Source organism: Azonexus sp. IMCC34842, assembly GCF_050368855.1.
Taxonomy (GTDB): Bacteria; Pseudomonadota; Gammaproteobacteria; order Burkholderiales; family Rhodocyclaceae; genus Azonexus; species Azonexus denitrificans_A.
In genome coordinates, this window is the sequence record NZ_CP178449.1 from 1,432,718 (window position 1) to 1,451,475 (window position 18,758).

The 18,758-nt window shown below is 56.8% G+C and carries 15 protein-coding genes; 8 read left to right on the forward strand and 7 right to left on the reverse strand.

Annotation, left to right across the window (positions count from 1 at the left end; genetic code table 11):
- Positions 1-20 precede the first annotated feature (20 nt).
- Positions 21-674, reverse strand: coding sequence for a hypothetical protein (locus ACLIKD_RS06885; RefSeq protein WP_428827714.1), 654 nt, complete (start codon positions 672-674; stop codon positions 21-23).
- 104 nt (positions 675-778) lie between these two features.
- Here ACLIKD_RS06885 and ACLIKD_RS06890 point away from each other — a divergent pair, with 104 nt between their 5' ends.
- The 6 genes from ACLIKD_RS06890 (at position 779) to phaR (ending at position 10,609) form a co-directional block, all read left to right on the forward strand.
- Positions 779-2,242, forward strand: a complete 1,464-nt coding sequence (locus ACLIKD_RS06890) for an SEC-C metal-binding domain-containing protein (protein WP_428827715.1) — start codon at positions 779-781, stop codon at positions 2,240-2,242.
- 296 nt (positions 2,243-2,538) lie between these two features.
- A complete protein-coding gene (gene dsr1, locus ACLIKD_RS06895) occupies positions 2,539-6,372 on the forward strand; it encodes an anti-phage defense-associated sirtuin Dsr1 (protein WP_428827716.1) in 3,834 nt (1,277 codons plus the stop codon).
- Between the two features lie 539 nt (positions 6,373-6,911).
- Positions 6,912-7,886, forward strand: coding sequence for a hypothetical protein (locus ACLIKD_RS06900; RefSeq protein ID WP_428827717.1), 975 nt, complete (start codon positions 6,912-6,914; stop codon positions 7,884-7,886).
- A 516-nt stretch (positions 7,887-8,402) separates the two neighbouring features.
- Positions 8,403-8,996 carry a hypothetical protein gene (locus tag ACLIKD_RS06905; protein WP_428827718.1) on the forward strand — a complete coding sequence of 198 codons (594 nt, stop codon included), beginning with the start codon at positions 8,403-8,405 and terminating at the stop codon, positions 8,994-8,996.
- A gap of 163 nt (positions 8,997-9,159) precedes the next feature.
- Positions 9,160-9,270 (forward strand): hypothetical protein, encoded by a 111-nt coding sequence (locus tag ACLIKD_RS06910; RefSeq protein ID WP_428828385.1) that lies wholly within the window; start codon positions 9,160-9,162, stop codon positions 9,268-9,270.
- A 787-nt stretch (positions 9,271-10,057) separates the two neighbouring features.
- Positions 10,058-10,609 carry a polyhydroxyalkanoate synthesis repressor PhaR gene (gene phaR / locus ACLIKD_RS06915; RefSeq protein ID WP_226419530.1) on the forward strand — a complete coding sequence of 184 codons (552 nt, stop codon included), beginning with the start codon at positions 10,058-10,060 and terminating at the stop codon, positions 10,607-10,609.
- Between the two features lie 4 nt (positions 10,610-10,613).
- Here phaR and ACLIKD_RS06920 read toward each other — a convergent pair whose 3' ends face one another.
- Together ACLIKD_RS06920 and menB are read right to left on the reverse strand one after the other, a co-directional pair.
- Positions 10,614-11,588 (reverse strand): o-succinylbenzoate synthase, encoded by a 975-nt coding sequence (locus tag ACLIKD_RS06920; RefSeq protein ID WP_428827719.1) that lies wholly within the window; start codon positions 11,586-11,588, stop codon positions 10,614-10,616.
- Positions 11,585-12,412 carry a 1,4-dihydroxy-2-naphthoyl-CoA synthase gene (gene menB, locus ACLIKD_RS06925; protein ID WP_428827720.1) on the reverse strand — a complete coding sequence of 276 codons (828 nt, stop codon included), beginning with the start codon at positions 12,410-12,412 and terminating at the stop codon, positions 11,585-11,587. The genes ACLIKD_RS06920 and menB overlap by 4 nt, the downstream gene beginning before the upstream one ends.
- A 146-nt stretch (positions 12,413-12,558) precedes the next feature.
- Between menB and ACLIKD_RS06930 the strand changes: the two genes are divergently transcribed.
- A complete protein-coding gene (locus tag ACLIKD_RS06930; RefSeq protein ID WP_428827721.1) occupies positions 12,559-12,930 on the forward strand; it encodes a PilZ domain-containing protein in 372 nt (123 codons plus the stop codon).
- A 34-nt stretch (positions 12,931-12,964) separates the two neighbouring features.
- On the opposite strand, the gene ilvN is transcribed toward ACLIKD_RS06930, so the two are convergent.
- Together ilvN and ilvB are read right to left on the reverse strand one after the other, a co-directional pair.
- Entirely contained in the window at positions 12,965-13,276 is a 312-nt protein-coding gene (ilvN, locus tag ACLIKD_RS06935; RefSeq protein WP_428827722.1) for an acetolactate synthase small subunit, read from the reverse strand.
- Between the two features lies 1 nt (position 13,277).
- The gene (gene ilvB, locus ACLIKD_RS06940) at positions 13,278-14,948 is read right to left on the reverse strand and encodes an acetolactate synthase large subunit (protein ID WP_428827723.1); all 1,671 of its coding nucleotides are present in this window, start codon (positions 14,946-14,948) and stop codon (positions 13,278-13,280) included.
- Between the two features lie 398 nt (positions 14,949-15,346).
- Between ilvB and ACLIKD_RS06945 the strand changes: the two genes are divergently transcribed.
- Positions 15,347-16,609 carry a GGDEF domain-containing response regulator gene (locus ACLIKD_RS06945; protein ID WP_428827724.1) on the forward strand — a complete coding sequence of 421 codons (1,263 nt, stop codon included), beginning with the start codon at positions 15,347-15,349 and terminating at the stop codon, positions 16,607-16,609.
- 52 nt (positions 16,610-16,661) lie between these two features.
- Here ACLIKD_RS06945 and ACLIKD_RS06950 read toward each other — a convergent pair whose 3' ends face one another.
- Positions 16,662-18,194 carry a fumarate hydratase gene (locus ACLIKD_RS06950; protein WP_226419537.1) on the reverse strand — a complete coding sequence of 511 codons (1,533 nt, stop codon included), beginning with the start codon at positions 18,192-18,194 and terminating at the stop codon, positions 16,662-16,664.
- 13 nt (positions 18,195-18,207) lie between these two features.
- Complete coding sequence (locus ACLIKD_RS06955) at positions 18,208-18,744, reverse strand: TIGR00645 family protein (RefSeq protein WP_226473087.1); 537 nt, start codon at positions 18,742-18,744, stop codon at positions 18,208-18,210.
- Between the last annotated feature and the right edge of the window lie 14 nt (positions 18,745-18,758).

Consider the following 18,758-nt stretch of genomic DNA (forward strand, 5'->3'; position numbering starts at 1 on the left):
TAGAAGAGTGCGTGGGCAAGTTAGAGATGCTTGGCGTTTAGATGTAGGTCTGCCGCCAAAAACGGGTGTATCGGATCAGGGAGAAGTTGCGTGTCGGCGTAAAGGCCCGTAATCCGGACGGCATTGAGCGCCGACGGACCGAAGGTGCGCTGCCCACCGGTCACCAGACGCATGCCGCCGAGCGTCTTCGCATGCTGGAAGAGTCTGATTGCGTTGGCATTGTAGAACGCCACTAGCTCATCGATAGCCGCATTTGCTGCTTCAGTCATCGCATCAGGCTCATGCTTGAAACGCCAAAGCATTCGGTCCTTGATTTCCTGCTCGTTCGCGACTAGCGCGACTGCCCGACCGGTCAGGGCAGCAAAGAGCTGCGAGAACAGCCGGAAGAGCTCGGCCTGAGCCTCAGCTATTGGCAAAAGTAATGGGGGCGACGGTTCCGGCTCGCGCTGCATCGTCATTCCGAGGGCCATGCCAGAGGTGCGACCGAAGGACAGCGCTTCTTTGGACAAGCGACTCGTGTCGACAAGACCCACCATTGTCAGCGGAGCAGACATGAACTCCTCAGCCAATTCGCGGAACTGCGGAGCAACCTTCAGTTTGCCTTCACGCAAGGCACGCCAGGATGCAAGGAGCAACTCGGCTGTGCGCTCATCAATCTTGTTCTTCTCGGTCATCGTGATCTCGGTAGTCAAAGAATGCCAGTTAGCATTTATGGAAAGATACTAACTTCAATACTTACAGTATGCTTCTGGCAAATATTGTCGGATAGCTAGCTCTCATGAACGAAAAGGGAAGTGGAGTCACTGCAACCGAACGGCTACTTGCAGAGTTTTGTGAGCGGTCATTCCTCAAGCTCTGGAGCTATCCAAACCCTTACAAGGACGACGGCCACGAGCTTTGCGACCTGCTCGCAGTGTTCAACAACACCTTGTTCATTTTCTTCGACCGCGAAAATGCGCTGCCCGAAGTTTGCGACAAGGATCCGCAGATTCTCTGGGATCGATGGAAGCGCAACGTTATCGATCGTCAGGTCAGGACTGTGCACGGGGCAGAGCGCTACATACTTAGCGGCAGACCGATCTTCCTCGATGCTAAGCGCGAGAACCCATTTCCGATTCCCTTCGACCGAGACAAAGCGGTTATTCACAAGATCATCGTGGCGCACGGGGCGAAGGAGGCCTGCGAGAGGGCGTCGCCACTGAATGTTTACGGTAGCCTTGCGGTTACCTACACGGAGACAGATGGAGGACCGACCCATCCGTTCCACGTCGAAATCGACAAGCGCAACGTGGTCCATATACTCGACGGCCACAACATGCCGATAGTGCTGCGAGAGCTGGATACGGTCAATGACTTGAAGGCATATCTTGATGAGAAGGTACGGGCTGCCAGCACCTTCGACTATTTGAGCTATTGCGGCGAGGAGGATCTCCTGGGCCACTACCTGCTGAACTACGACGCAGCGACGCATCGCCATGTGATTGGCCCGAAGGTGAAAGACAAGGTCAACGGCATCATGGTCGGCGAGGGAGAGTGGCACGACTTCGTGGCGAGCGATCTCTACAAAAACACGAAAAACGAAGACCGCATTTCCTACTTCTGGGACGAATTAATCCAGCGGACGTGCCAAAACAGCATAGACGGCACGCTTGGCGGCAATTCCGACATAGCCTGCGGCGAGAGCGCAATCTATGAGATGGTCAAGGAGCCGCGCTTCATGCGTCGAGGCCTAGCCGAGAAGATGCTAGCAGCGGTCGAGCGCTTTCCAGACGCAGGGCGATTCGCCCGGCAGGTGACATTCCTTCCATCGTTCGAGCCCAATGTAGGCTATGTTCTGCTGCAACTGCGTGCTCCCAACGCATTTCGCTCGGAACCGGACTACCGTGAGAAGCGGCAGACGCTTCTTGAAATCGCCTGCGGCGCAGCGAAGAGCAAGTTCCCGCACTTGGTCAAGATCATTGGCATCAGCATTGACGCCCCAAAATTCTCAGGCGGGACAGTAGCCGAGGATTTTATATTGATGCCGTGTGAGACATGGCCCGAGGAAAGGAAGGCCTACTACGAAGAGTTGAACAAGGAATGGAATTTCTTCGGAACGCCTGCTCTACGGCAGTTCCAGGATCATGTCCCACAATTCGTTCCGCCTCCACATCCTGCCAAACCGACTAAACCCAACAAGGTCGGCCGTAACGATCAGTGCCCCTGCGGCTCAGGGAAAAAGTACAAGAAATGCCATGGCTAAGCATTAGCCAAGTGCTCGACGTTGTCGGGCACAAGGTGTCTATCGCTTTGGCATAATGACACCCAGGATTGATTGAATATCCGGTTGAATCCAAGGGCTTATACCTGCCATTTAGAGAGGCGGAGCGGGCAGATCGAAAGAGTATCGATTCGGTAGACGCGAAGAATCAACCGAGTCTCCCTAGGCAGCACCCACGGTTTACATCAATACAGATTGCGAATAGACGTATACGCATACGTTGGCATGCTAATTTGCTTTCAGCAATCCTGGAATGAATTTTCGCGGAGACCCAATAGATGCAATTCGTCACCAATGGCCCGGACATCCCCGATGCCCTTTTACAGGCGCACGAGGAAGGCCGCGTCGTCTTCTTCTGCGGCGCTGGCATCTCGTATCCGGCTGGCCTTCCAGGGTTCGGCGGCCTTGTGGACAGCATCTACAAGAAGTTGGGAACGACCCGCACACCCATCGAGGCACAGGCCTTCACCAGCTATCAGTACGACGCAACACTAAACCTTCTTGAAGACCGCCTTCCTGGTCAGCGGAAGGGGCTGCAGATGCGGAAGGAGCTGGCTGACTCGTTGAAGCCCAACCTACGCAAGAAGGGTGCTACGGAAACTCATGCGGCTCTTCTGCAACTCGCGAGGAATCGCGAGGGCAAGCTACGGCTCGTGACGACGAACTTCGATCGCGTCTTTGAGCGCGTCGGCAAACGCGAGTCCATGCCCTTTGTGCCACACGTCGCGCCTATGTTACCAGTGCCGAAGAACAGCCGCTGGGACGGGCTCGTCTACCTTCATGGCCTGCTGCCCGACAAGCCAGATGACAACGCGCTGAATCGCCTGGTAGTGACCAGTGGCGACTTCGGATTGGCATACCTCACTGAGCGATGGGCTGCCCGCTTCGTGAGCGAGCTGTTCCGAAACTACGTCGTTTGCTTCGTCGGCTATAGCATCAATGACCCTGTGATGCGGTACATGATGGATGCGCTCGCAGCCGATCGGATGCTTGGCGAGGTCACGCCGCAGGCCTGGGCCCTTGGCGATGTGAAACCCGGCGAAGAGACCACAAAGACCATCGAGTGGAAGGCAAAAGGGGTCACGCCCATCCTCTACGAGGCACCCACAGGGGACAAGGACCACTCGACATTGCATGGGACGCTGAAGGCCTGGGCGGACACCTATAGGGACGGCGTTAACGGCAAGTCAGGCATTGTCGCTCGCCACGCGCTGGCACGCCCTTCGGCCAGCACCAAGCAGGACGACTTCGTCGGCCGGATGCTCTGGGCGCTTTCGGACAAGTCGGGAGCACCAGCTGAGAAGTTTGCCGACCTCAATCCTGTACCATCACTGGACTGGCTGCTGGAGGCCTTCGCCGACGATCGGTTTCGGCACGCCGATCTGCCCCGCTTCAATGTGCCACCTCACGCCGAAGAGGATGCTAAGTTGGCGTTTAGCCTGATCAGGAGACCAGTGCCATACCACCTGGCACCACGAATGTCACTCGTCTCGGGCGGAGGACTGAACTTGGGGTGGGACGACATCATGTTCCACATTGCTCGATGGCTGACGAGACACCTGAATGACCCGGAGCTTGTGCTCTGGCTGGCCGATCGGGGTGGGCTGCTTGGGGACAGATGGCCGTGGCTGATCGAGCGCAAGCTGGATAAATTGGACGAGCTTGAGCGGGATGGGAAGGTTGCGGAGATGGCCGATATTCGTGCTGATGCGCCGAATGCAATTCCCGGCCCCTTGATGCGCCGGCTGTGGCGCTTACTACTCGCTGGCAGGGTGAAGACGCACAGGACCGACATCGACCTATATGTATGGCAGCGGAGGTTGAAGCGCGACGGTTTCAGTACAACCTTGCGCCTGGAACTGCGAGACCTTCTCTCGCCGCGCATCGCACTTCGAAAGCCGATGCGGTGGGGGCAAGAGTCTGCCCCTACAGAGGAGCCGAAGCGCATCCGGCAACTGGTTGATTGGGAACTTGTGCTGGTTGCAGACCATGTGCACTCGGCTCTTCGCGATCTGTCCTCTGAGGCATGGCGTGCGGCATTGCCCAAGCTCCTGGACGACCTGCAAATCTTGCTGTTCGATGCGCTGGACTTACTTCGAGAGCTCGACGAAGCCAATGACGAGAGGGATCGCTCGTGCTGGGACATGCCGTCAATTTCGGACCATCCCCAGAACCAAGGTTTCTGCGACTGGGTTGCCTTGATCGAATTGCTTCGTGAGGCCTGGCTGGAGACAAGGGCGATCGACCACGTACGCGCAGGTGAGGTAGCTCGGGTATGGTTTGCTCAACCCTATCCGACATTCAAACGCCTTGCATTTTTCGCTGCCAGTCACGACGGCGCTATTGATCCTGACCTCTGGGTGGAGTGGCTCATAGGAAGCAAAGCTTGGTGGCTTTGGTCAATCGAGACGAGGCGCGAGGCAATCGCCTTGCTTCGCCTGCAGGGGCCACGGCTGACGAAGGACGGGCTCGCTCGCCTGGAGGAAGCCATCCTGAAAGGCCCGCCCAGAGAGACGTACTCGGACGAAATGACGTCAGAGGATTGGCGAGAACTCAGCGATCGGTACGTTTGGCTGAGATTGGCGAAACTCCGATCTGTTGGCGTGGATCTCGGCACTGAGGCCGGCTTGAGGCTGGATGTGCTGTCCGCTCAATACCCGGTCTGGCAAATTGCAGTCGATGAAAGCGACGAATTCGCGCACTGGATGTCCGGCAGCGGCGATCCTGACTACGAGCGGGAGACGGTTCTTGATCGAGCACCTGTGAAGGCAGATGAGCTAGTGATTTGGCTCAAGAAGCCTCCGCCCGAGAGACCGTTCTTCCACAAGGACACTTGGCGGGAAACCTGTCGCAAGCATCTGTTGAACAGCTTGTGCGCGTTGCAGCAACTGGCCAAGGAAAGTCTCTGGCCTGAGCACCGCTGGCGCGAGGCCCTTCAGGTCTGGGCTGAAGCGAACCGCGTGAAGCGATCGTGGCGCCACGCAGCATTGGTGGTCGGGACGATGCCGGATAGCGTGCTCCTTGAGCTGGCACACCCGATCGGCTGGTGGTTGAAGGAGGTGTCGAACACCACCTTTACAGACTCAAACCAGTTAATTGTGCTGTGCCGTCGAATGCTGACACTGGACATTGAGGCGGGTTCTGGCATCCAGCGCAATGGCCACCCGATCGACCAGCCCGTGACCGAGGCGATCAACCATCCAGTCGGTCATGTCACGCATGCCTTGCTCAACCTGTGGTTCCAGAGTGAACTGAACGACGACGAAGGACTGCCTGACGACCTGAAGGTTATCTTTACTGCCCTCTGCGATACCCGGGTCCTGCGATTCCGACATGGCCGGGTGATTCTCTGCGCTCATCTCATCTCGCTATTTCGTGTGGACCGGGAATGGACTGAGCGTCACCTACTGCCGCTCTTTGACTGGGAGCGCGAGGCGCCTGAAGCGCGTGCAGCTTGGGAAGGGTTCCTCTGGTCGCCGCGGCTCTACCTGCCTTTACTAGTGGCCTTCAAGCCGGCTTTCCTTCAGACCGCGGGCCACTATGCTGAACTCGGTGAGCACGGGCGCCAGTTTGCTGCGTTTATGACGTACGCCGCGCTTGAACCGCTTGATGGCTATAGTGCTTCAGATTTCCAAGCAGCATTCGGAATGCTTCCTCTCGAAGGACTACGTGAAGCAGCGCTGGCGCTGTCGCAATCAATGAAGGGAGTCGGAGAACAACGAGAAGAGTACTGGAAAAATAGGGTTCGACCTCTATGGCAAGCTATTTGGCCGAAATCGCGGGATCTCGTCTCTCCCGGAATCGCAGAAAATCTGGCCAGGATGGCAATCGCTGCGGGCGATGAGTTCCCAGCGGCGCTGGCTGCGGTCGAATTGTCGCTGATGCCGATTGATCATCCGAGCTACCTAGTGAGTCTACTCAAGAACGCTGGCCACTGCCGACGGTTTGGAGAGGCCTCTCTGAAGCTCCTCTCTGCCGTGATGTTGGATCAAATGTGGGGCTGGGAGGATATCGGAGATTGTTTGGCCGAGATTGTAGGCGGCGCTCCAGAGCTTGCAAACGATCCGCGATATTTCCGACTACAGCAGCGAGCACATCAGCGCGGAGGATAAGCCCAAATCGGCGGCCAGCGTGTCCGGAACTCTGTGTAAAGCAGTCGTGGATTACCGTACCTCCGACAGTCGGCTTTGGCCGAGGAACAGCCAGACGCTGTTGGCAACAAACAACAAATCGGCCTTTGCTGCCATTGCAGAATGGAAAAAAGCCCGCACGAGGCGGACGTTTGGTAAGCCTAAAAAGCAGGCTCAATGCTGTGTTTTGGTTGGATGGTCTTTTAGAACAGAACCATTTAACCCGGCCAAGAGCGATAGTGCTGACATACGGTTTCCCCCTCACCAAAGCGGAAACGACGATAGCCAGGTACCGCATGCGCTTCTTCTTCGATGGTTGCGCTGACCATTGCCTGTGGACGGGCAATGATGCTGAGCGCGAAGATATGGTTATCCGGTGTGCCTCAATGATTTTCCGTTGTCAGATGACACGAAGCGGGCGGGTCATCTGTATTGCACGGCATGAATGATGATGACCTAAATTAGCCTAAATATCCGTATCGGATATAATGAAACTGACTTGATGATGCCTTGGAGTTGCAATGTCCCCATCGGGAGGTTTCCTAGAAAAATACAAGATTTGGTATCTCGATCTGCCAAAGCTTATCCGCATTGCATTGCTGCCAGCGTTTGTGGCCATCTTGGCCAATGTCCTGCAATTAGTTTCAATTGAACAGCCTTGGAAAGGCATTGGCACAGTAATCTTAGTATTGATGCTGCTTGTTGTTGCTTATAACCAGTTGATCGAAGCTGACACCCTTGAAGAGTACAAAGAGCTGTCTAATGAAAAAGAAGATGAAATCTGGTTTTGGAGAAAAATGTATGGTGATACGTCATTTCTGAACAAACTCTATTCAGAATTGGTACTGCGCAAATCGGAAATGTGGCGAGATGCTACTGAACGGGCCGCACAAGATGGTGTCGAAGTCGCAAAGAAGTTTGTTCGGGATGCCAATTCGTTAAAGGCCAATATAGACCGAATAATTGCCTTGGTTTACAAGGCATTTGAACGGCATATGGATGTGGTTAAGAAAGAAGAGGTGCGAGTTGCATACTTTGTTCCAAGCGAAGATAGCTCGAGGCTTGTTTTAAAGAGTTGGTGCAATGGTGAGTTTAGATCGCCGCACTCGATTACAAACCACGTTGATGGATTTCTAAGAGGCGGTAGGACACTGGCTGTCTTTGTATGGACCAGATTGGGTCAGGATCAGTTCTTTTTCATCGACGATGTGCCTAAGTATGTCGCAGAACATGGCGATACCGGTGTTTTTGTATATTTGTCAAATGGTCAAGCATCAACTGTCAAGTCCATTTTTTGCTATCGGATTATTGATGGATTGAATGGGAACTGTCTGGGCGTTATATCGGTCGATAGCAATACTGAAGATATGTTTGTTGGAAAAATTACCGAAGATGTATCTAAAGATATTTTGGTTTCTGCAGGTAACAGAATTATCTATGAGACACGTTTTTCGGTGATGAAGGACTCTTTGGGGCCCTACAAAAAGGAGGCATAAGATGCCAGTAGAGACTGCAGGTGACTCTCGAGCCAAGGTTCTGATTGCTGAGCTACCCGCATCCACAACGGATGACGTAAGGGCCGCATCATTGGAAGCTGACACTATTGCACGACATGCCAACGCAAATACAGAGGCTGAAATTAATTCGTTATCTTTGCGTGTGCACTTGCGCAGACTAAGAAATTCTAGCGGTACGTCAAGAAAATCAGACGATGAACTAGCAGCAGTTGCCTGATCATCTTTTTTCTTGTTTTCTGGGATGGTGTTGATGCTGGGATTGATTGACACGGCCCAAGCGGCCCTCGATCTATTATTCTGGTTTTTGTTGGTCGGTGCTGCTGGCGGGGTGTTATGAATGGAGTGCCGCTACAGCGAAGCGGTGCTGTCGGCCCGGGACGGGTAGGGCTGTGGCGAAATCCGGCACTGTGGGACTGGCGGCGGACGTTGAGGCTGCCGCAAATTTCCTTGAGTTTCGTTGGTGAATTGGCGGCACATTCGCCTATGTCATCTTGAATGGGCGCAATACAAGTGTTGAAATCGATACTGCTTGTGATCGCGCTATACCCGGTAGTCGGCCATGCTGACGAATTGAAGGAGGTCGTCGAGAAAAGGTTGCTTGCCTATATCAACGACAATTTTTCGTTTGTGGAGGTTGATGGCAAGCCCCATGCATTCAATGGCAAAGTGAAAGATGGTGCCATTTCTCGGGGTAGAAGTTCTGGAACTATTTTCGAGTATCAAAACATCGAGTACACATACAGAGCCTTGCCGATTAGCCGGGCAGATGTAGCGAATGACATCTTGTGGCGGGGAGAGTTGACTGTTTTTGGTTCCCCTTTTCGAAAGATCTATTACTCGAACGGGATCAGCATTCTTGGTGGAGTAGAAATTGGCAACGCTGAAGCGCCGTGCTGGGAAAACTGGAAAGACATGGAAAGGCAAATGGCCTTGAAATGGCAATTCGTCCTCAAGAAAAACGGTTGGCACCCCACAGTATTTAGAATTGACCACCCGCGTTGGATCGGAGGCCCGCCAATTACGAGGGATGGAGCGCCTTCGCGTGAATTGGTAGCAGGATTGCTGAAGTATGGGCGCTGCGGGTATTGATGGTGCTTTAGTTACCCCCCAATCAGGCGAAATTGAAGCCATGTGGCACATTGGCCGCCACAATCAACCGCGGTTGGGCGTTTGACCGCTTTCCTTGGGCGCTTGGGCCGTTCGTGGCCAAAACTCGGCGGACGGTCTGGGTCTGGTTGTCGGCATTTGGGGATTGGTCCCTTCGCGTTCGAATACCCCGGTCCTGAAATACTCAACGTGCAATTGCCGTTCAGAGGAAGCCACAGATAAGCCGACATTCCGCGACGCCTGGCTCCGTGGGTAGCGTTGCATCATCTCGGCGTTGTCGTTCTATGAGCTGTGCTGGGAAGTGGGCACTGATCATCCTTGGGTTTGAACAACTGTTTTTTCGACGCGTTTAAAGTTAAAAGGAAGAGAAATTGAAACTATGTAAAGTTGTCCCATTCGCGATGACAATGGCTGTAGTCATTAGCGGTTGCTCGTCCACTGCCACGCGGATTTCTGACGGCTCAAAGGAGCTTTTTAACATTAGTGCAGCCGGCGGAGAAATTTGCAGCCAGGTAGATCGATTAGATTCGACTGGCGCAACCCATATTTGCTACTTGCCAGAACGCGGATCAGCGCTTCGGAATTATCCACGTAGCGACCAAAGAGTTGGGTATGTGAAAGAAGCGATTTTCGAATGCAAGTCTGGGGTCATCATTGACGATTCACCTTTTTCTACAGAGCAGCCAAGCACAATCCAGTGGAGACGAATCTTAGTTAAGTGTAGCTAGGCCGCACTGTGCAGTGAATGAAATTCGGGATTCCTATCCGGTCAGGAAGAAGGGTACCGAGTTACTTGAGGATGCGAGCACTAGCATTGGCGTTGTTACCATCCAGTGTGCCTAGCAGTCTTTAAATGAGTAGCCCAGTGAGTAGCTTGCTAGATTTTTGTATCGAAGTGCCCTGTGGCACAGTTGATTTCGCCTGATTGATGTACTACCAGTAATCCGCATTTTTGCAATGCACCACCAAAGGGCACCTGAGGGTGCCTTTTTTTTTGCGTTATAATGTTGCACTGCACACAAACTTGTATTGAGGATCACTGCATGTCGGAACCGGTACGGCTGATCAAGAAATACCCTAACCGTCGTCTTTACGATACCAAAACGAGCGCTTATATAACGCTTGGTGACGTCAAGGATCTAGTGCTCAAGTTTGAAGTGTTCAAGGTTGTCGATGCCAAAACGGGGGATGATCTGACGCGCAGCATCCTGCTGCAGATCATCCTTGAAGAAGAGACTGGCGGCGCCCCGTTGTTCACCAGCGAGTTGCTCTCCGGGTTTGTCCGCTTCTACGGCAGCGCGATGCAGGGCATGCTTGGCAAGTATCTGGAAAATAACATGCGGACCTTCGTCGATTTCCAGAACAAGTTGCAGGATCAGTCGGGCGTGATGTACGGCCCCGGCGACAATACCCACATGCAGGCTGATTTTTGGGCCCAGTTCCTGAATTTTCAGCAGCCGGCCATGCAGAGCATGATGTCGGCCTATATGGATCAGTCAAAAAAAATGTTTCAGTCGATGCAGGATCAACTGCAAAGCCAGACGCGGAACATGTTTACCGGCCTTCCGACTAATCCGGCCGACAACGAAAAGTAGGTTTTCAGAGTTTTCGGGCGGCTTGGGTGAGTCCCGGGACGAAACCGAGACCCGTTCCCCGCGGTAATATCAAGCGCCCGGCGCTGACCGGCGGACTGGCCCCGGTATCTTCGGCCAGCCACTCAGCCGTTCCCAGGCCATGCGTCTGCCATGGCGCTATTGCCGCCGCCAGATGAGCGCAGGCCAGCAGGCCGCAGGCGCTTTCGAGTCCGGAACTGACGACGCATTCGATGCCCCTCGCTTGCGCCCTGAGGGCTAGCCCCATGGTTGCCAGCAAGCCACCGTGGCGAGCTGGTTTGAGGACCAAACGTCGGACTGGTGGATGGTCAAAGAAGGGCGCATCTAGCAGTTGAATTGACTCGTCAACGGCCAGAGGGAACGAGGCCAAACCCTGCAGGCAGACAAGCCCAGCCGGTGTCGGTTGGCTGAGCGGCTCTTCCAGGCTTTCAATCGGCAAGTCGGCGCAAGCCATGACGAAAGCGCTGGCTTCGTCCATCTTCCAGGCGGCATTGGCGTCTAGGCGAAATAGGGTGCCGCGTGGCAACTGGTTGTTCAGTCTTTGCAGGTCAGCGATCTCATCCTGCCAGTCACCGATGCCCACCTTGATCTTCAGTATCGAATAGCCGTTCGCCAGTGCTTGTTTCAGCGCATCATCTTTGATCAACGAGAGCGAACCCAAATTGCCGTTGACTGCAACGCTTTCCACTGGCGGGTTGCCGCTGAGCCATGCGTTAAGCGGCTGCCGGGCTTTCTGGGCGACAAGGTCGAGGATGGCTGTCTCTTCGGCAAAGGCGATCGCCGCCGACTCATCGATGCCGAATTCCGGTAGCGGGGAGCAGTCACCCCAACCGTGGCGAGCCTCGTCGTCGAGCAGTCGCAGCAGGCGACCTTGGCGTACGTCAAAAACTCCCTGGCTGGTTTGCCAGGGGCGCCGCAGCGGCAGGGAGTAAGGCAGCCAGTCGGCGGCGACGATGTTCATGGCCGCTTACGGTATTTTCCAAAATCCGGTGCCCGGCGCTCGAGCCAAGCGTTGCGGCCTTCCTGACCTTCTTCGCTCATGTAGAAAAGGCCGGTGGCGTTGCCCGCCAGTTCCTGAATGCCGGCCAGTCCATCGGTATCGGCGTTGAAGCCGGCCTTGATCATGCGTAGTGCCATGGGTGACAGTTCGAGCATCTGGCGACACCAGGCGACGGTTTCCTCTTCCAGTTTTTCCAGCGGCACGACGGCGTTGACCAGTCCCCAGTCGAGCGCCGTTGCCGCATCGTACTGGCGACAGAGCAGCCAGATTTCCTTGGCCCGTTTGAGACCGATGGTGCGTGCCATCAGCCCGGCACCAAGACCGGCATCGAAGCTGCCGACGCGCGGGCCGGTCTGTCCGAAACGGGCGTTCTCGGCGGCGATGGTCAGGTCGCAGACCAGGTGCAGGACATGGCCGCCACCGATGGCGTAGCCGGCGACCATGGCGACGACCGGCTTCGGGCAGCGGCGAATCTGCATCTGCAGATCGAGGACATTGAGGTGAGGCGTGCCGCCCTCGTCGATGTAACCTTCGGCGCCCCGGACCTTCTGGTCGCCGCCGGAACAGAATGCGTCATCGCCGGTGCCGGTCAGGATGATGGTGCCGATGGCGTTGTCGCGGTGGGCGCGATGAAAGGCATCGATCAACTGGCTGACCGTTTCCGGCCGGAAAGCATTGCGCCGCTCAGGGCGGTTGATGCTTATTCGGGCGATGCCTTCGGCCGTATCAAAAAGAATGTCGGAATAGCTGTGTGCGCTTTGCCACTGAATGTCGTGTGTCGTCATGATTTCTCAACGGGTTGGATTGCCTGCGAGTATAGCTTTCCCGTTGGGAGGGGCGAATTGAGCTGTGTCGGATTGGCTGGATTCATTTTTGCAGCGGGCTGGCGGGCATGGGAAAATGCCGCTTCATTAAGCTTGGGATCAGCATCGTGAGAGAACGTCGTCGCTTCAATCGCTTCAATCTGCAAGGCCGGGTTCAACTGCAGCTTGGCGGGAAACTGTTCGAGTTTCCGGCGGCCGACATTTCGGTTTCCGGTGTCAGTGTCATGCTCGATGTTGCGGTGCTGGGCGCCAAGCCGACCGGCGAGGTCGGTATCTGCACGATAGAGTCGCCCGACCTGGCTTGCCCGGTCGAGGCTTACGTCAGCGTGATGCGTATCCGCCGGGTTGGGCATCAGCATCTCGTCGGCCTGCGCTTCGAGTCGATTAGCGATGAGCAGTTGCAGGTTATTCATGCCTACGAAACGCTGATCAGAGCCAGAGCGGAAAAGAGCAGCACAACCGTCCCGAAGCATTCCTGATTCGGGACGGGGCCGGCTCAACTGCCTGGGATATTCAGCAGGCAAAAAAACGTTCGACTTCGCAAAATACCGCGTGGTCGGCATCGTGGCGGCGCACCACGATCACGTCTTCGAGCTTTTCCAGTTGCTTGATCATCTGCGACAAGCGCTTGTCCTCGTTGACCAACAGCCATATCCGGCTTTGCTCGCCATTGCCGACGGGCAGGCAGACGATGCCGTCGACGTTGTAGGCGCGCCGGGAAAACAGGCCGACGACGTGCGACATTACGCCCGGATGGTTTTTGACATCGATTTCCAGCACGGCGTGGGAGATGGCTTGCTGTTCATTGCGGGTGAAGGCATTCATTTCAATTTCCAATCATTTCGTGGTTGGCGGCACCCGGCGGGACCATCGGGAAAACCTTCTGCTCGGCGTCGATGCTGGCATGGATCAGGCACGGGCCGGGGCGGGTGATGGCCTCCATCAGTGCCGCGCAGGGATTCGCCGCCTGATCGAGATCGACGGCATGCAGGCCGAACCCCTGGGCAACCTTGACGAAATCGGGCATTGCCGTGAACTGAGAGGCAAATAGACGCTCGCCGTAGAACAGCGACTGCTGCTGATGAACGAGACCGAGTGCGGCGTTGTTCATCAATACGATCTTGACGTTGACGTTCTCCTGGGCCGCGGTGACCAGTTCCTGAATATTCATCAGAATCGAGCCGTCGCCGGTAAAGCAAACCACGGTCTTGTCGCGTGCGGCGAGTGCGGCGCCGATCGCTGCCGGCACGCCGAAGCCCATCGTTCCCAGGCCGCCGGAGGTCAGCCACTGGCGTGGTCGACGCAGCGGATAAGCTTGCGCCACCCACATCTGATGCTGGCCGACATCGGTGGTGACGATCGCCTCGTTGTCGAGGCAGGCCGCGACGGTGCGGATCAGGCCAAAATGCGACAGCGCCTGATCGGCATCCGGCATGTGGAACGGGAACTGTACTTGCAAGGCATTGACGCGCTCGATCCAGATCTTTCGGTCATTTTCAGCGACCGCCGGCAGCAACTGGCCGAGTGCGTCGCGCACGTCGGCCGTGATGCCGATATGGGCGGTCTTGATTTTGTCCAGTTCGGCCGGATCGATGTCGATATGAATGATTCTGGCGTTACGGCAGAACTGCGCGACCTTGCCTGTCGCCCGGTCGTCGAAACGGGCGCCGACGGCAATCAGCAGATCACACTCATCGAGCGCCAAATTGGTCGCGCGCGCCGCGTGCATGCCCAGCATGCCAAGCGACAGCGGGTGATCGACCGGCATTGTGCCGAGCGCCATCAGGGTCATCACGGTTGGCAGGTTGGCTTTCTGCGCCAGGTCGACCGCAAGATCGGCCGCGCCCGAATGGACGACGCCGCCGCCGAGATAGAGGATGGGGCGCTCGGCACCATTGATCATGGCTGCTGCCTGCTCGATTAGCGACGCCTGGGCTGGGGCGGCCGGCAGGGCTCTGCCCGGCTCCGGCCAGGTATCGATTTCAATGGTTTCGCTCTGGACGTCCTTGGGAATATCGACCAGCACAGGCCCAGGGCGGCCGGAGGCGGCGATTTGGAAGGCGCGCGGAATGACTTCCAGCAACTCCTCGGCCGAGGAAACCAGGAAGTTATGCTTGGTGATCGGGATGCTCAGGCCATAGGTGTCGACTTCCTGAAAGGCATCGGTGCCGATCATCGCGCGCGATACCTGGCCGGTGATGGCGATCAGCGGAATCGAATCAAGCTTGGCGTCGGCGATCGCGGTCAGCAGATTGGTCGCGCCGGGGCCGGAGGAGGCGAGGCAGACGGCGGGCTGGCCGGTTACTCGGGCCATGCCCTGGGCCATGAAGCCGGCACCCTGCTCGTGACGGGCAAGAACGTGATGGATTGCGGTCGACTGCCCGAGCGCATCGTAAATGGGCAGGATGGCGCCACCCGGTATGCCGGCGACGATGCGTATGCCCTGGCGTTCGAGCAGGCGCACAGTGATCTGGGCGCCGTTGAGAGTTTCTGTCATGGAGTGCTCCTTGAGGTTGGTGGCACAACCGGCGGGCTCCAAAACAAAACCCCCGCCGGTTTGCGCCGGCGGGGGGTGGGGAATTCTGTCTGCTTCTGCTTACCCGATCCGCGACGGCGCGTGCGTTACGACGCCTACGACGACTACGCGTACGACGACCGGCTGTTCAGCAGAAGCAAGCAGGGAGCGTAGTTGGCGGGTGTTCATCGTCGGATCTAAGGTAAGGGTGGAAATGGTAAGTGGATGACTATGCGACAGGTCGGTAGCAAAATCAAGTGGTGAAAATGATGAATAGCCCGAAACAGCTCGCCCTATTTCCAAATTGGATAGCCTGGCATTGAACACTGTTTGCTGAATGAACTAAACTACGAAATTGGTCATAGCAATTCAACGTTCGCTTGGAACAGTTGATCATGCACGGAAGAGATATGACAAGTTCGCAGAAGGTGCTGTTGGTTGATTCGTCACGCGTAGTTCGGGCCTCGTTGTCCAAATACTTGCGCGACAGTTACGAAGTTTGCGAGGAGGGCGACGGCGAGTCGGCATGGCAAAGCCTTGTGCTTGACTCGTCGATCGTTGCTGTCATCTCCGGCCTGGACATTGCCGGGCTCGACGGCTCTGGCTTGATCGAGCGACTGCGGGCGAGCAAATTGGCCCGGTTGAATCGCTTGCCATTTTTCCTTCTGGTGTCGGACAGCTTTGCCGCCGCAGCAAAAGAGCGAGCCTTGCAGCTCGGGGTTTCCGATTTCATTCCGAAAGGAATGGCAGCCAAGGCGGCCAAACAAGTCTGCGAGCGCTTGAGTGCTGCATCGAGTCAGGCAGAATCCGCGCCTGGTCTTGCCGAATTCGGAAGTCAGAGTGATATCGGGTTGAGCGACTTCATGTCGCGTATCGGCACGATGGCCGGTTTGGCCGATGAACTCGTGGCGGAAGGTGACGGCGAGCAGCCGGCCGATGCCGAGCGCCATGATCGCCGGCTGACCAAGAGTCGAAGCGAACAATGTCTTCAGGACTTACTTGCGTCGACTGTCGGCAGCGAGCCGGTCGGCGTTCTGGTTTTCGCGATCGATGGCTATGATGACCTGAAGAGTCAGTATGGTCGGGAGGTCGCCGACAAGGTGGTGATGAAATTTTCTCGCCTGCTGTCCGGCAAGATCCGGGGAGAGGAGAGCATCGGCCAGCTTGCCGATGGTCGAATCGCCATCGTCTCGCCGACTGCCGACCGCGAGCAATGTGCAAACTTTGCCTGGCGGGTCTGCCGGGCGTTGGCGGCGGCACAGGTTTCAGTGCACGGCCAGCGTATCGAAACCACGGTCAGTGCCGGGGTTGCGGCAAAGCCGGAGGACAGCGCCACGGCATCGACGGAGGAATTGTTGCGTCTGGCAATCAGTCGTCTCGACGGGGCCATCCGCGCCGGCGGCAATCGCGTCGTCCATGCTTCCGGCTGTGGCGGCAACAATGTCGACCAGGAAGAGTTCTTCGCGCGCCTGCGGGCCTTGCTCGCCAATGCCACACCTGACACCATGATGTCGTGCAAGGGCTGGGTCACTTCGGTGTGTGTGGCTTGCCGCAAGTCGATGAAGGCCGGAAATGGCCCGGCTTGCCCATCAGGTGCGGCCGGCGGGAAGTGCGCCGGGAAATCAACCGAGCGCTCGGTATAAGCGCAACAAAAACCCGGCCTCAGCCGGGTTTTTTTATTGCCAATGGCAAAGATTAGGCGGTGACAGGAATCTTGCCGATCTTGATCTGCCATTCCTTGGGACCGGTGTTGTGCACGCTGATGCCTGAGGAGTCGACGGCTACCGTCACCGGCATGTTCTCGACATCGAACTCGTAGATGGCTTCCATGCCCAGATCGGCGAAGCCGACGACCTTGGCCGACTTGATCGCCTTGGCGACCAGGTAGGCGGCGCCGCCTACGGCCATCAGGTAGGCCGACTTGTTGTCCTTGATCGCTTCGATGGCGACCGGGCCGCGCTCTGACTTGCCGATCATTGAGATCAGGCCAGTTTGTTCGAGCATCATCCGGGTGAACTTGTCCATTCGGGTGCCGGTGGTCGGGCCGGCCGGTCCGACCACTTCATCACGGACTGGATCGACCGGCCCGACGTAGTAAATCACGCGGTTGGTGAAGTCGACCGGCAGCTTTTCGCCCTTGGCCAACATGTCGGCGATGCGCTTGTGGGCAGCGTCGCGGCCGGTCAGCATCTTGCCGTTCAGCAGCAGTTTCTGACCGGGTTTCCAGGCGGCGACTTCTGCCTTGGTCAGGGTGTTCAGGTTGACCTGGGTGGCCGCCTTGAGATCGGGCGTCCAGGTCACGGCCGGCCAGTCTTCCAGCTTCGGCACTTCGAGCTTGGCCGGGCCGGAACCGTCGAGATGGAAGTGGCAGTGGCGGGTCGCGGCGCAGTTCGGGACCAGCGCGACCGGCAGGTTGGCAGCGTGGCAGGGGTAGTCGAGCACCTTGACGTCGAGCACGGTGGTCAGACCGCCGAGACCCTGGGCGCCGACGCCGAGCGCGTTGATCTTCTCGAACAGTTCGAGGCGCAGCTCTTCCGGGCGGGTCAGTTTGGCGCCGGTGGCGGCCTTGGCCTTCAGTTCATGGATGTCGACCGGGGCCATTATCGATTCCTTGGCCAGCAGCATCGCTTTTTCCGGTGTGCCGCCGATACCGATGCCGATGATGCCGGGCGGACACCAGCCGGCACCCATTTCCGGAATCTTGTGCAGTACCCAGTCGACGAGGTCGTCCGACGGGTTGAGCATGGCGAACTTGGACTTGGCTTCCGAGCCGCCGCCCTTGGCGGCGCAGATCACTTCGACGTGATGGCCGGGGACGATCTCGAAATGCACTACGGCCGGGGTGTTGTCCTTGGTGTTCTTGCGGGCACCGGCCGGGTCGGCGAGCACCGAGGCACGCAGCGGATTGTCCGGGTTGCCGTAGGCGCGACGGACGCCTTCATCGATCATCTGCTGGATGCTCATCGTCGCATCCGGCCAGGTGACCTGCATGCCGACCTTGATGAAAACCATGCCGATACCGGTGTCCTGACAGATCGGACGATGGCCTTCGGCCGACATCCGGGAGTTGGTCAGGATCTGGGCAATGGCGTCCTTGGCGGCGGGGCTTTCCTCGCGGTCATAAGCTTCACCCAATGCCTTGATGTAATCGAGCGGGTGATAGTAGCTGATGTACTGGAAAGCGTCGGCGACGGACTGGATCAGGTCTTCCTGTTTGATGGCGGTCATGCACAACTCCGAATCAATGGGTTTTTTGATGTTGCAAGGCGAGGGTCTGGGTCATGGTCTTGTCGACAAGGGCCATGGCCAGGGCGGAGAAAAGGAATACGACATGAATGATGACTTGCCACATCAATGTGTGCTCGGACAGGTTGGTCGCATTGATGAAGCTCTTCAGCAAGTGGATCGACGAAATGCCGATGATCGCCGTCGATAGCTTGATTTTGAGCACGCCGGCATTGACGTGCGACAGCCATTCCGGCTGGTCCGGGTGGTCCTCGAGGTCGAGGCGGGAAACGAAGGTTTCATAGCCGCCGACGATGACCATGACCAGCAGGTTGGCGATCATCACCACGTCGATCAGGCCAAGGACGGAGAGCATGACATCGGCTTCGCTGAGGTGGGCGGTATCGATGGCGTTATGGATGAGGTGGCTCAGTTCGACCATGAACAGCCAGCAATAGACGACCTGGGCAATGATCAGGCCGATGTAGAGCGGCGCCTGAATCCACCGGCTGGCGAAAATGAAGGATTCGAGATATTTGATGGGGGAGCGCATTGGCGGAACTTTTC